At 71.6% G+C, this 14,104-nt stretch carries 10 protein-coding genes; 3 read left to right on the forward strand and 7 right to left on the reverse strand.

The window, feature by feature from the left end; genetic code table 11:
- The first annotated feature begins 3 nt into the window (after window positions 1-3).
- From ABKA17_RS46005 to ABKA17_RS46015, 3 genes are read left to right on the forward strand one after another with little or no spacing between them, the layout of a single operon-like run.
- On the forward strand, window positions 4-1,710 hold the full coding sequence (locus ABKA17_RS46005) for an AMP-binding protein (protein WP_353698430.1): 1,707 nt from the start codon (window positions 4-6) through the stop codon (window positions 1,708-1,710).
- A 41-nt stretch (window positions 1,711-1,751) separates the two neighbouring features.
- Window positions 1,752-3,092, forward strand: a complete 1,341-nt coding sequence (locus tag ABKA17_RS46010; protein ID WP_353698431.1) for an MFS transporter — start codon at window positions 1,752-1,754, stop codon at window positions 3,090-3,092.
- A gap of 48 nt (window positions 3,093-3,140) precedes the next feature.
- Entirely contained in the window at window positions 3,141-4,370 is a 1,230-nt protein-coding gene (locus ABKA17_RS46015) for a cytochrome P450 family protein (RefSeq protein WP_353698432.1), read from the forward strand.
- Between the two features lie 207 nt (window positions 4,371-4,577).
- Here the strand turns inward: ABKA17_RS46015 and ABKA17_RS46020 are convergent, their stop codons facing one another.
- The 7 genes from ABKA17_RS46020 to ABKA17_RS46050 all read right to left on the reverse strand — a co-directional run bounded on the left by ABKA17_RS46020 (window position 4,578) and on the right by ABKA17_RS46050 (window position 14,053).
- The gene (locus ABKA17_RS46020) at window positions 4,578-5,882 is read right to left on the reverse strand and encodes a flavin-containing monooxygenase (protein ID WP_353698433.1); all 1,305 of its coding nucleotides are present in this window, start codon (window positions 5,880-5,882) and stop codon (window positions 4,578-4,580) included.
- 65 nt (window positions 5,883-5,947) lie between these two features.
- Window positions 5,948-6,958, reverse strand: coding sequence for a zinc-binding dehydrogenase (locus ABKA17_RS46025; protein ID WP_353698434.1), 1,011 nt, complete (start codon window positions 6,956-6,958; stop codon window positions 5,948-5,950).
- A gap of 32 nt (window positions 6,959-6,990) precedes the next feature.
- Window positions 6,991-8,484, reverse strand: a complete 1,494-nt coding sequence (locus ABKA17_RS46030) for an aldehyde dehydrogenase family protein (protein WP_353698435.1) — start codon at window positions 8,482-8,484, stop codon at window positions 6,991-6,993.
- A 52-nt stretch (window positions 8,485-8,536) separates the two neighbouring features.
- On the reverse strand, window positions 8,537-10,078 hold the full coding sequence (locus ABKA17_RS46035; protein WP_353698436.1) for a GMC family oxidoreductase: 1,542 nt from the start codon (window positions 10,076-10,078) through the stop codon (window positions 8,537-8,539).
- A 9-nt stretch (window positions 10,079-10,087) separates the two neighbouring features.
- Window positions 10,088-11,383, reverse strand: coding sequence for a cytochrome P450 (locus tag ABKA17_RS46040; RefSeq protein ID WP_353698437.1), 1,296 nt, complete (start codon window positions 11,381-11,383; stop codon window positions 10,088-10,090).
- 117 nt (window positions 11,384-11,500) lie between these two features.
- Window positions 11,501-12,865: an aspartate kinase gene (locus tag ABKA17_RS46045; protein WP_353698438.1), complete on the reverse strand. Its 1,365-nt coding sequence runs from the start codon at window positions 12,863-12,865 to the stop codon at window positions 11,501-11,503.
- Window positions 12,866-12,940: 75 nt separating this feature from the next.
- Window positions 12,941-14,053 (reverse strand): 3-dehydroquinate synthase II family protein, encoded by a 1,113-nt coding sequence (locus ABKA17_RS46050; protein ID WP_353698439.1) that lies wholly within the window; start codon window positions 14,051-14,053, stop codon window positions 12,941-12,943.
- Between the last annotated feature and the right edge of the window lie 51 nt (window positions 14,054-14,104).

A 14,104-nucleotide genomic window follows, 5' to 3' on the forward strand; every position in this document is an offset into this window, starting at 1 on the left:
ACCATGCGTACAGCGACCGAGGAGTTTCGACGCGCCCGCGACCACCTGCTGTCCTCCTACGGGGACCTCCCGCGCGCCCGGGCCTTTCCCAGGCCCGTGATCGGGGAGACCTTCAACTGGGTAGAGGACTGGTTCGACGCCATCGCCGAAGGGAACCACGCCACCGCGTTGCGCGTGGTCGACCTGGACAAGCAGGGTGCGCTCGTCGCCGACACCGCACTGAGCTTCGCCGAACTGGCCGAGCGCTCCCAGCGGGTCGCCCAATGGCTGCGGTCGGCCGGCGTACGACGCGGGGACCGCATCTTGCTGATGCTCGGCAACCGGGTGGAACTGTGGGAGTCCGTGCTCGCCGCGTTCCGGCTGGGCTGCACGGTCATCCCCACGGCCGTCCAGCTCACGCCCGCCGACCTGACCGACCGGCTGGAACGCGGTGGAGTGGCACATGTCATCGCCGAGACCGACCTCACCCCCAAGCTGGAGGAGCTGAACGGCGGATGGACACGCATCGCCGTCGGACCCCCGGTGCCCGGCTGGCGTGACTACCAGCAGGCCTATGCCGCCGACCCGCTCCGCGAGGCCGTACGGACCGGGCCCGAGGACGTGTCACTCATCTACTTCACCTCGGGCACGACGTCCCTGCCCAAGATGGTCGGGCACACGAGCGTGAGCTACCCGGTCGGCCACCTGTCCACCATGTACTGGCTCGGCCTGCGCCCCGGCGATGTGCACCTCAACATCTCCTCGCCCGGCTGGGGCAAATGGGCCTGGAGCAACCTGTTCTCCCCGTGGAACGCAGAGGCGACGGTCATGGTCGTCAACCAGCCGCGGTTCGCCGCCCGCCCCCTGCTGGAGATGATGTCGAGCCGCGCGGTGACCTCCTTCTGCGCGCCGGCCACCGTCTGGCGGAGCCTGCTGAGGGAGGACCTCACGCGGTTGCCGATGTCGCTGCGCGAGGCGGTGGCCGCCGGGGAGCCGTTGGACTGGGAGGTGGTACGCCGAGTCCGCGAGGCATGGGGCATCACCGTACGGGACGGCTACGGACAGACCGAGACCACCGCCTCGATCGGGAATCCGCCGGGGATGCCGGACGGCGACGGGACACTGGGCTGGGCGATGCCGGGCTACGAGGTGACGCTGCTGGACCCGCGCACCGGCGCCCCCGTCCAGGGCGACGCCGGGGAGGGCGAGATCTGCCTGCCGCTGGCCGCCGGTCCGCTCGGCCTGATGGTCGGGTACCTGGGCGACGCCGAGGCGACCGCACGCAGCATGCGCGACGGCTACTACCACACCGGCGACTTCGCCACCCGTGACACCGACGGCCGCTTCACCTTCCTGGGACGCGGCGACGACGTCTTCAAGGCATCCGACTACCGGATATCCCCCTTCGAGCTGGAGAGCGTGCTGTTGCAGCACCCGGCCGTCCAGGACGCGGCCGTGGTGCCCTCCCCCGAACCACTGCGCCTGGCCGTGCCCAAGGCGTACGTGACGCTCGCCGCCGGCTACGTGCCGGAAGCCCGGATCGCACAGCACATCCTCGCGCACGCCCGCGAACACCTCGCGCCCTACAAGCGCATCCGCCGCATCGAGTTCGCCGATCTGCCCAAGACAACCGTCTCCGGCAAGACCCAGCGCGCCGAACTGCGCAGGCGTGAGGCGCAGCGGACATCGCGCTCGGCGCAGGAATGGTGGGAGGAGGACTTCCAGAACTGAAGGGCTGTCCCGTCCACCGGCAAACCATCCTCGGAGCCGAAGTGAATTCCGTCATCATCAGCAGGGGCCAGCGCAGAAGAGCCGTGCTGAGCAGCCTCATCGGGAACAGCATCGAGTTCTACGAATTCCTCATCTACGGTTCGTTCTCGTCCCTCTACTTCAACAAGCTGTTCTTCCCCTCGTTCGACCCCACCACCGGCACCCTGCTGTCTCTGACAACGTTCGCGGTCGCCTTTGTGGGCAGACCGCTCGGCGCCTTCGTCTTCGGGCACTGCGGCGATCGGATCGGCCGCAAGGCGACACTGGTCACCACGCTCGTCGTGATGGGTGGCGCGACGGTCCTGATAGGCCTGCTGCCCACCTACAGGACGATCGGCATCGCCGCCCCGATACTGCTGACGATCCTCCGCTTCATCCAGGGGTGCTCGGTCGGCGGGGAGTCCAGCGGCGGCTTCCTGATGGCGCTGGAGAGCGCCCAGCCGAACAGGCGTGGCCTGCTCACCGCCATCGTCGGCACCGGCAACGCCTGGGGACTGCTGCTGGCCAACGGAGTCCTCCTCCTCACCACCCTGCTTCCGGAACGTCAGGTGCTGTCCTGGGGTTGGCGACTGCCGTTCCTCTTCAGCGCCGTACTCGTGGGCATCGCGCTCCACGTCCGGCTGCGGCTCGCGGAGACCCCCGAGTTCCAGCGGTCGAAGGACGAGGGCGCGGTCAGGGCCATCCCGGCGTTCGACGTCCTGTCGCGGTACGGCCTGGTCACCCTGTGCGCGTCGCTGTCGGCGCTTCCCCTGTTCCTGGTGTTCTATCTCGGGTCGGTCTTCTCGCTCAAATACGGTGCCGGCATCGGCGTGAGCCAGTCCGCCATGCTGATGCTGCTCGTCGGATCCTGCGTCTTCCTGATCCTCGCCATGCCGTTCTTCGGCTGGCTGGGCGACCGGTTCAACCGCAAGTCGGTATTCATCGGCGGCATCGTCGCCATGACGGCGGCCCCGTTCGCCTGGTTCCCGCTGCTCGACAGCGAGTCCTTCCCGCTGATGGCACTCGGCTTCCTGCTGCTCTTCGCCGGGTTCGCCGCGAACTACGGCGTCCAAGGGGCGCTCTTTCCGCTGCTTTTCCCCACGGTCCTGCGGTATTCCGGAATGTCCATCAGCTACAACGTGGGCGGTCTGCTCGGCGGCGCCGTCAGCCCCCTCATCGCCACCTCACTGCTCGGCAAGTACCACAGCTGGACGCCCATCGCCCTGTACATGGCGGCCATCGGCGTGATCGGCCTGGTCGCATCGCTGTTCCTGCGGGAACACCCCGCCGGCCCGCCCGTGCAACACCCCGCCGCCGTACCGGCGGTGGCCGCACCCGCCGGCGTCGCCACCGCCAGGAGCTGAGAGGCACCGGCGCCACTGCCCGTTCGATCTCCCGTGAGGAAGTGCCTCATGTCGTCCCTGTCCATGACCAGTTGCCCCGTTCTCGATCCCACCGGCCGGGCGATGCACGCCGAGGCCACCGCGCTGCGCGACGCACCGGCCGTGCTCGTGGAACTTCCCGGACCCGTCCGCGCCTGGGCGGTCACCCGGCACAGCGTCATCCAGACGCTCACCAACGACCCGCGCGTCTCACGCGACATACGGCAGCACTGGCCCGACCTGGACCACATGCCCGACGGCTGGCCGCTCGCCGCCCTCGCCCTGCAGCAGAGCTTCTTCAACTTCTACGGCGACGAGCACCGCAGGTCCCGGCGCCGTGTCGCCCCCACGTTCTCACCGCGGCAGGTCGAGCGCATGCGCCCGCAGGTCCAGACGACCGCCGACCGCCTGATCGACGCGCTGGCCGCGTTGCCTCCGGGGGCCGTCGCCGACATCCGCCAGACCCTGTCCCTGCCGCTGACCATCACGGTCATCTGCGATCTGTTCGGCGTCCCCGACCACCTGCGCACCGCGATCGGCACCGGGATCGACGCGGTGCTCAACTCCTCGCTCGGGCCGAAGGAGGCGCTGGCCGCCAGCGACAACCTCTACAGCCGCCTCGACGAACTACTGCGGTACAAGCAGGAGCACCCGGCCGCCGACCTGACCAGCGACCTGCTGCTGCCCTCCGACCCCGGCCAGGAGCCGATGTCGCAGGACGTGCTCCTCGGCACGCTGTTCCTCATGATCGGCGCCGGATACGAGACCACCGTCAACCTCATCACCAGCGCCGTCCAGGCCGTGCTCGACCACCCCGAGACCCTCACCCGGATCCAGGAGGGGACCATCGGCTGGCAGGACGTCATCGAGGAGACGCTGCGCCTCGAGGGACCGATCATGCACATACCGATGCGCTGCGCCCTGGAGGACATCGACCTCGGGGAAGGCGTCGTCATCCGCAAGGGCGATGCGATCACCGTCGCCTTCGCGGCCGCCGGACGCGACCCGGAGCTACACCCGCACTGCCCCGAGCGCTTCGACCCCACACGGTCCAGCAAGGAACACCTCGCGTTCGGTCACGGGCCCCATTTCTGCCTCGGCGCGCACCTCGCCCGCCTCGAAGCGGACGTCGCCCTGAGCACGCTGTTCCGCCGGCTGCCGGATCTCGCCCTGGCGCACCCCGGTCAACAGCCCGCGCGCGTGGAGTCGTTCATCATCAACGGCCCCCTGGGCCTGGAGGTCGTGCCCCGACCGGCATGACGTGCCCGCGCCGCCGGCGTCCGCCCCAGGGAATCGGGGACGGACGCCGGCTCGTTTGTGCCGTCTGCCAGAACACCCGGCACGGGTCACCGCCACGCTGTGGCCGCGGGCTCAGCCGGCAGCACGACACACCGGCGGCGCCCGGCGGGAGAACCCGCCGGGCGCCGCTGTCTGCGTCGTACCGGTGTTGCCGAAACCGGCGGGCGGTCAGCCCCAGAGCCGGCCGAGCGCCGCCGGCGAGCGGTGGCGCAGCGTGTTGTCCAGGTGGATGCCGCGGGCGACCCGCTCGGCCTGGAGCCGGGTGGAGGCGATGAGCAGCGGCATCACCGAGCCGCCCTCGGGCAGGCCCGCGTAGTACAGCCCCGGCAGGGTGCCGGCCCCCGCGTGGTGCACCGGCATGCCGCTCTCGGCAAGGGCGGCACGGGGCAGGATGCCGTAGTCGGGTACGAATCCCGTGGCCCAGACGATCGTCGTGATGTTCTGCGCGGTCAGGTCGAGCTTGTCCCCGTAGTCCGCGAACTGCGAGGGATCGAAGGGGGGTACGGGCGTGCGTTCGGGCACGACCAGGCCGTGCTGCTCTATCGCGGTGTCGATGGCGCAGAGGAGTTCGGTCTCGGCGCGGGCCGCGTCCCGCGCGATCGCGCGGACGTTGTCCTCGAGCAGCAGGACGCCACCCTGCACACCGCGGACGGTGCCGACGAGGGTGACGCCCTTGCGGGCCAGCACACCGAGACTGAGGTCGCGGCCGCCGGCCTTGCCGCTGAGCACCGACACGCCCGGCAGGACCGGCGAGTCGCCTCGCCCGCCGGACGCGGACTCCAAGTTGCCCTCCAGCGGCAGCAGTTGCAGCCAGTCCAGGACCTGGGCACCCCGGTAGCGGCGCGGCGAGGTCTTGTGCCGGCCGACCGCGAGGTACACCTGCCGGCCGGCGTCGCGCAGGTCTTCGGCGATCTGCTGGCCGCTGTTGCCCGAGCCCACGACGAGTACCGCGCCGGGTGGCAGGGACTGGGGGTCGCGGTAGTAGCGGGTGTGCAGTTGGGTGATCGACGGGTCGATCCGGGCGGTCAGCTCGGGCAGGCGTGGTGAGGAGTAGCCGCCGAGGGCGGCGACGACGTTGCGGGCCTCGACGCTCCGGCCGTTCTCCAGGTGGAGAAGGAAGCGTGCGTCGGGGTGGGCGGGGGCGTCGACGGGTGCCTCGACCGACCGCACGGGTGTGTGCTCGCGGACCTCGATGCCCGCTTCGCTCACGTAGCGCCGCAGCCGCGAGGCGACTTCGCGGGCCGGCATGTAGCCCTCGGGGTCGTCGCCGTCGTAGGGCATCCCGGGGAAGGTGACGGTCCGGTTGGGCGTGTTGACGCGCAGGCTCTCCCAGCGCTCCTTGGCCCAGGTCTGGCCGATCTCCCCCCGCTCGAAGACCACCGCCCGGTAGCCGAGCCGGGCCAGTGAGCCCGCCACCGAGCACCCTTGCTGGCCCCCTCCGACGACGGCGGTCTCGACGAACTCGGTCCTCATGGCAGCGCTCCTGGTCCGCATAGGAAGTGGTTTCTCGTCACGCGGTGGTGCGTCATCGGGTCCGTTCACGCGCCGGGGGCGTCGGCCCACGGCAGCACGACCGCCTTGCCCGTGGCCTGGTCGGCCTCCATCCGGCGATGGGCGGCCACGATGTCGTCCAGGGCGAAGACGCGGTCGAGGTTCGGCCGGTAGACGCCCGCCTCGACCTCGTCGACGATCCGCTGCAACAGCCCCTGACCGGCGCGGCCCTTGAGGGTGTCGCTGTGAAAGGCGGTGAGTCTGGTCCCGGTGGGGATCATGGCGATCGGTTCGAAGTCGGGGATCAGCCAGCCGCTGAGCGAGCCCGCCACGCACACCGTCCCGCCGCGGCGCGCCAGCCGCAGCGAGTCCACCACGGTGTGGGTGCCTACGAGGTCCAGGACATGTTCCGGGCCGTCGGGCCACAGCGCGTGCACGGTGTCCGTCAGCGGCCGGGCGTCGTCCAGCAGGACGTGGTCGACTCCGGACGCCTTCAGCGCCTCGGCCTTGTCCGGGTTGCGGGTGGTCGCGGCGACCTCGATGCCGTAGGCGGCGGCGATCTGCGCCGCCGCCAGCCCCACCGACGAGGTCCCGCCGCGGATCAGCAGCCGTCCGCCGCGCTCGGGTGTGACGCCCAGGGCGTCCAGGGAGCCGTGCGCGGTCAGATAGGTCTCGGGCAGCGCCGCCAGGACCTCCCACGGCAGGGTGGTGGTCACGGGCATCAGCAGAGCGTTCGGCAGCAGCGCGAACTGCGCGTAGCCGCCGTCGAACTGGCGGCCCATCTCCCCCATCACCGCCGCGACAGTCGTCCCGGTCGGCAGCAGGGGGTCGGTGGAGTCGGCCACGACACCCACGCACTCGATGCCCAGCACCCGGGGGAAGGTGACGCTCGGGGAGTGTCCCTGACGGGTCCTCAGCTCGGAGCGGTTCAGGCCCGCGCCGTGCACGCGGACCAGGCTCCAGCCGTCGCGGACCTCGGGGACGGGCAGGTCCCGGATCTCCAGGACCTCGGGACCGCCCGCCGCTCCGCAGACCGCCGCGCGCATTGTCGTACTCACAGGCAACCACCTTGCTGATGTCCGGACTCTGGTCAGGCTTCGTCGACGACGTCGAGGGAGGGGGCCCAGCGCGGGATCGACTCCCGGCCGGAGGGCAGGCGCAGGCTGCGGCTGAAGCTGTACTCCTGGAGCGTTTCCAGGGCGTGCTCGCGACCGTACCCGCTGGCGCCCACGCCGCCGAACGGCGTGCCGGTGAAGGCTCGGTTGTAGTGGTTGACGAACACGATGCCGGCCCGCAGTTCCCGGCTGACCCGCAGGGCGCGCTCGGAGTCGCGGGTGAACACTCCGGCGACCAGGCCGAACTCCGTGCCGTTGGCGATGCGGACGGCCTCGGCCTCGTCACGGAAGGGGATCAGGCACACGACGGGCCCGAAGATCTCCTCCTGGGCGATCCGCATGTCGGGGGTGACGCCGGTGAACAGGGTCGGCGGCACGTAGTAGCCGTCCGCCAGGTCCGGGTCGGTGGGCAGGGGCGCCTGCGCGGCGATGGTGGCCCCCTCGCCGACACCGATCTCCAGATAGTCCAGCACCCGCTGCCGCTGCCCGGGGCTCACCAGCGGGCCGACATGGGTGCCCGCGTCGGAGCCGGCGCCGACCTTCAACCGCCGCACGGCGGACGCGAGGCGGCGGGCCACCTCGTCGTGCAGGTCGGCGTGGACCAGGACCCGTGAGGAGGCGGTGCACGCCTCGCCCTGGTTGAAGTAGCCGCCCTCCACCGCCCAGGGCAGGGCCGACTCCAGGTCCGCGTCCTCGAAGATCATCAGGGCGTTCTTGCCGCCGAGCTCCAGCAGCGTCGGCGTCAGGTTGTCGGCGGCCGTCCTGATCACGGCCTGACCCGTGGTGGGCGCACCCGTGAAGGAGATCTTGCCGACCAGCTTGTGGCCGGCCAGGTGGGCGCCGACCTCGCCGCCGCCGGGCACGATGTGCACGACGTCGTCCGGCAGCACCGACTGGACCAGCTCGGCGATGCGCAGCACCGACAGCGGTGCCTGCTCCGGCGGCTTCATGACCACGGCGTTGCCTGCCGCCAGGGCAGGGGCGAGCTTGCCCGCCGTGTGCAGCGGGGGCCAGTTGAACGGCACGATCGCGCCCACCACGCCGAACGGCTCGCGCACCGTGACGTCGAGCATGCTGCCCGCGTCGCGGACCTGGCCGGGCATCGCCTCGCACATTCCGGCGAACATCTCGAAGATGGTGACGGCGCCCTCCAGGTCGAACTGGCGCGCCTGGGTGAGCGGCTTGCCGTTGTCGCTGGACTCCAGCGCCGCGATCTCGTCGGCGTGTTCGCGGATCACCTGGGCGACCTTCCACAGCCACTTGCCGCGCTCGCGGGGGGTGCGGGCCTTCCACGCGTGGTGGGCTTCGTGGGCGGTCCTGACCGCCTGGTCCACCCGGTCGGCGTCGGCCCCCTGGACGACCGCCAGGGGGCGGCCGGTCGCCGGGTCGTCCACGGTGAACCGGTCGGCCTCGTTCTCGGACGACCAGCGGGTACGCAGGACTTGTACGGCTTCGACGGTCGTGGACACGGGATCCTCCTGACAGTGCGCCGGGCGTGCCCGGCTTGGCTGGTGGTGGGGTTCAGTCGCGCGGGGCGAGTCGTTCACACAGCACCGAGGCGATCCGCTCGGCGACCACGACGGCGGGGACGTTCGTGGCCACGCGGGGCATGGCGGGGAACACCGAGGCGTCCGCGACGGTCAGTCCCTCGACGCCGCGCACGGCGCCGTCGGCGTCGACCACGGCCATCGGGTCGTCGGGCCGGCCCATGCGCATCGTGGCGCTGCCGTGGTTGTAGTGCGCCGGCGCCCGGCGGACGGCGTCGGCCAGTTCGCGGTCGCTGATGTCCGGGCCCGGCACCCGCTCGTCGGCCAGCAGGTCGGCCAGCGGGCGGGTGCGGGCCAGGCGGCGGGCCAGACGTACCCCGTCGGCGACCCGCTCGGCATCCTCGGCTGCTGAGTACAGGCCGAGGTCGATCGTCGGCGCGTCCTGGGGTTCGCGCGAGGACAGCCGTACGCTCCCGCGGGAACGGGGCTGGACGCAGGAGACGAAGAAGACCATGTCCCAGCCGGTGGGATGGTTCTCGGCCCGCGGCACGAACTGCTCGGGCAGGCTGCCGGCCGGGACGGCCGCCGAGGGCAGGATCTGCACGTCGAAGTCGGGCTCGTCGGGCCCGGTGGCGACGCTGAGGACGCTGCCGAACACCGACCGGGCCGCGGCCGGGGGCTCCTTGGCCGCGTGCACGTTCCAGTAGGCGGGATGCTCGGTGAGGTTGCGTCCCACCCCGGGCAGGTGGGCGACCACGCCGATGCCGAGCGCCGTCAGGTCGCCGCGGTCGCCGATCCCCGAACGCAGAGCGATGGAAGGCGAGTTGTAGGCCCCCGCGCTGAGCACGACGTGCCGGGCGGGGATCTCCTCGCCGGTGGCCAGCCGCACGCCCCGGGCCCGGGTGCCGCTGAACAGCACCCGGTCGACCAGCGTCTCACCGCGCACCTGGAGGTTGGCGCGCTCACGGACCGGATTGAGGTAGCCGATGGCGGTGCTCAGCCGTACGCCGTCGGCCACGCTGAGCGGGGTGCGGGCGAAACCCGGCGGGCCGGGCGCGTTGAAGTCGGCGACCTCCGCGTGCCCGAGGCGCACGCCGGCCTGCTGTGCGGCGACGGCGTGCCGCCCGAGATCCTCCGGAGCCGGCAGCGTCATGCGGAAGGGGCCGCCGAGTCCGTGGTACTTCTCCTCGCCGTACGGGTAGTGCTCCATCTCCTGGTAGAGGGGCAGCATCTCGGCGTAGCCCCAGGCGGGACCGGCCGCGGCGGCCCACGCGTCGTGGTCCGCGGGCCGGGCCCGCATGGCGACGCAGACGTTGACGGCGGAGCAGCCGCCGATGACGCGGCCCCGCGGAACAGCGACCTCGTTGCCGAAGGCGTCGGGGACGGAGCGGTAGCCCCAGTCGTAGGTGTACGGGGCGTAGGTCGCGTCCTTGATGTCCGGCGGTGTGTCGTCGGTGGTGGCGAAGTCGGGGCCCGCCTCCAGGAGCAGGACCGAGCGCCGCGGGTCGGCGCTGAGCCGGTGGGCGAGGACACAGCCGGCGGATCCGCCGCCGATCACGATCACGTCGTAGGTCATGGCAGCCGCCTACTCGGGCCCGGGGCGGCCGGCGACGGGTCGCGGGTGGGGTGCGGGTGCGGTCGGTTCCGCCTCGGGCTGGGAGGGGACGTTCCAGTGGAGGTGCAGCTCCTCGAATCCGCGCGCGATGACCAGCCGTTCGCGGGTGCGGGAGTGGGCGGGGCCCAGACGCAGGCCGGGGAGCCTCTCGAAGAGCAGCGGGACGGCGACGCGCAACTGCAGTCGTGCCAGGGAGGCGCCGAGGCAGGCGTGGACGCCCCGGCCGAAGGCCATCTGGTGGCGGCGGGGCCTGCCGCTCAGGGCGAACTCCTCCGGGTTCTCGAACACGCGGTCGTCGCGGTTGGCGGAGCCCCAGTGGACCATCACGCGGTCGCCGGGCACGAGACGCTTCCCGCCGAGCTCCGTCTCCCGTGTCACGGTGCGGAACAGGCCCTGCACCGGGGACTCGATGCGCAGGATCTCCTCGACCATGTCGTCGGCGGATGCCTCGCCGGCGCGCAGGGCGGCGAGCTGGCGGGGGTTCTCCAGCAGGGTGACCAGGCCGTTGCCGATGGCGCGGGTGACGGTGACGTGCCCCGCGATGATCAGGTTCATCACGATACGCATCAGTTCCACGTCGTCGAGACCGTGCTCGAGGCCGTAGCGCGCCAGCGAGGAGAGCAGCGAGTCCTCACCGGCCCGGTCGGTGTCGGCCAGCAGCCCCATCACGTAGTGCTGCATGGTGACGACGTCGCGGGCCCAGTCGACGCGTTCGGCGGGTTCACCGGTGCCCACGGACAGCTTCAGCCAGTTGGAGCTCCACTGCCGCAGCAGCGGGACGTCCTGGGGCGGCATCCCCAGGATCCGCGCCATGACCATCAGGGGCAGGGGCCAGGCGTAGCCCTCGATGATGTCGGCCCGTCCGGCCGCGGCGAACCGGGCGATCAACTCGTCGGCGGTGTCCTTGACGAAGGGCTCAAGGGCCGCCACGCGCCGTGGCGTGAAGACGCGGTTGACCGCCACGCGCAGCCGGGTGTGCTCCTCGCCGTCGCTCTCGGTCAGGTTCGGTGTCAGCGCCCAGCCTTCGGCCAGGACCTGCTTCACCTCGTCGGACTCGGGTCCCGCGGTGATCCGCACCGCGCTCTCGGAGGAGAAGGTCTCGGGGTCGTGGACGACGCGCAGCACGTCCTCGTGGCGGGTGAGGATCCAGATGTCCCGCTCCCGGTCGTGGAGCGCCGGGCACTGCGCGCGCATCTGGGCGTAGACGGGGTAAGGGTCGGCGAGTTGGTCGTCGGAGGTGGGGTCGAAGGCCGGCGGGACGGTCATCGGGGACCCTCCGGCTGCGGCATCCCGGCGAGGCCGCGTGGGGTCGGCCCGCTCGGACGGCCGGGATGGAGTCGGATGACGGGCATCGGTGTTCTCCCTCATGGTGTGGGGCCGGAGTCACTCGGCGGCGGCCAGCGCGGGCATCGCGGCGTCGAGCTGCCGACTCCCGGCGGCCAACGGCCAGGCGGTGCCGGCGTGGTCCGCATCCGCCGGGTGGACCAGGGACGTCACCGGCTCGGACAGGAAGGTGTCGTGGACGATCTGGGTGGCCGCGGCCAGATCGCTGCGGCCGGTGAGCACGCTGAGCCGGTTGGAGGTGACGTGCAGGTCGGTGCGCGCGGCGCCGACCGAGCGAAGGGCTTCCAGCAGCCGCAGCGGTGCGTACGGCCGCCGGCCGATGCCCAGTCCGACGACGGAGAGCCGGGCCAGGTTCGACGTCCAGTGCGCCTCGTCCAGACGGATGCCGCGGTCGGTGTCGGCCAGCAGTTCCCGCATGTCCTCCACGCCGTCCTCGGGCAGGGTGAGCGCGATGTCGCCGGCGTCCTCGGTGCCGAGATTGCCGTAGCGGCGCAGCTCGACCTCGGTCTCGCGCTCGACGAGTTCGCCGAGCAGGCGCAGGACGTGGTCCGAGGTGATCCGCCGCAGTACGCAGCGGACCAGGCCGGAGCGCCCCGCGACCCCGGCGATCGGGCGGAGGTGGTCCGCGGGTGTCCAGGACTCCCCCGACGCCGCCCCGGTGGCGCGCCGGCCGTCGCCCACCCAGGTCTGCGGGCCGATGGCGGCACGGTTGGAGCGCACCTTCAGGTCGACGCCGTGGGTTCGCGCGTAGTCGACCGAGTCGGAGGCGAGCACCTTGGCGCCGCTGACGGCCAGTTCGGCCATCTCCTCGTAGAGCAGGGAGTTGTGTCGGCGGGCGCCGGCGACCGTGCGGGGGTCGGCCGTGTAGACGCCGGCGACGTCGGTGACGATCTCGCAGTGGTCCGCGCCGAGGGCCGCGGCCAGGGCGACGCCGGTGGTGTCGGAGCCGCCGCGGCCCAGGGTGGTGCGGGCCCCGGTGGCGATGGACTCGCCCTGGAAGCCCGCGACGACGGGGACGGCTCCCCTGGCGAGCTCCTCGCGGAGCCTGCGCGGGTCCACCGCCACGATCGTGGCCCGGCCGTGGCGGTGGTCGGTGCGGATGCCCGCCTCCGGGCCGCTGAACGAGCGGCTCGCGACACCCTGGTGGTCGAGCGCCAGGGAAACCAGTCCGGCGGACGCGGCCTCGCCCGTGCACAGCAGGGCGTCGAGTTCGCGTGCGTCGGGGCGGGTGGTCACCGCCGATGCCAGCCGGAGGAGTTCATCGGTGGCCCCGCCCATGGCGGACACGACCACGACGACCTGGTTCCCGTCCTCGTGTGCCGCCCGGATCTGCCGTGCCGCTTCGATGACCTTGTCAGGTGTGGCGACCGACGTTCCGCCGTATTTCTGCACTATGAGCGCCATCTCACGCACTCTCTTCCTTCAGATCCGTGGGACGCGGAGGACGTTGCCCCAGCGCCGCGGTGACCGGCGGGGGCTCTACTGCTCGTGGAGGAACTCCCGGATCGCGTAGCCGACGTGGCGCTGGTCGGTCATGGTGTGGCCGAGGATGACGTCGCCGGGGCGCAGCTCGGTGAAGTTGTGCACGCTGCCGCCGGGGCCGAGGGCCCGGACGTGCCAGTCGTCCTGACCGACCATGTCCACGCGTTGGCCGCTGCGGGTGCGGGCCTCGATCCGCAGCATCGGCCGGGACTCCATCTTGATCCGGCCGACGACGACGGTGCGCACGCTGCCGTCGGTGCTGACGGCGAGGATCTCCGAGCCGCAGTGCAGCTCGGACAGGTACTGGGTGCGGTTGCCGGGCGTCAGGGTGTAGGAGGACAGGGCGGCCGCGTTCACCCGGAACGGGCGGGTGGGCATGTACGGCAGCGGATGGGTCTCGCTGCTGACGAGCACCAGGCCGGTGGAGTACGAGCCGACCAGGATGCCCTCGTTGGGCCGCAGGTGGGAGCAGGTGTCGACGCAGACCCGGTCGCCCAGGCCGAGGTGGGTGAGCTGGACTATCTCCAGCTCCTCCATCTCCAGCGAGGCGGCCTCGCCCCGGGTGACCTGCAACAGCTCGGTGGCGTCGCCGACGCGCTTGGGGGCCAGCAGCACCGCGTCCGAGCCGCGCTCCAGCACACCGAGGGTGGTGGCCGCGTCCTCGACGTCCTCAACGACCGTGACGATGGAGCCCTTGGCCTTGTCGGCCGCGGCCAGCAGGATCTCCAGCGGGATCTTGCTGGGGTCCTGGCGGAACTCGACGAGGGTCAGTTCAGCCTCGTTGGCGATCCGGCAGGCGAGGTCGAGGGTCTGCTCGTCCAGCACCTTGATCAGGACACCGGAGCGCAGGTCGGGGCGCAGGCCCTCGAACTTCTCGGCGATGCTGTGGTCGGCGATGAGGATGTCGACCACGTCGACGAGCTGGTCGATCAGGGTGGTGGGCGTGTCCCCGGTGACGACGGCGGCCTTCTGCATGTTGGGCGGGACCTTGGCGGCCAGCTCGGGGTCGTCCAGCACGACGGTCTCGACGCCGACGTGGGTGCTCTCCTCGACAATGGCGGTGGCGAGTTCGGCGGCGGTGCCGCGGAGGTCGATCCATGCGGATTTCATGTTCGCACCTTTGTTTGTGGGTTGCTTGCCTGTCGTGGTCGCGCGTGGCTG

This window comes from Streptomyces sp. RG80 (assembly GCF_040446465.1).
In the GTDB taxonomy this organism is placed as follows: Bacteria; Actinomycetota; Actinomycetes; order Streptomycetales; family Streptomycetaceae; genus Streptomyces.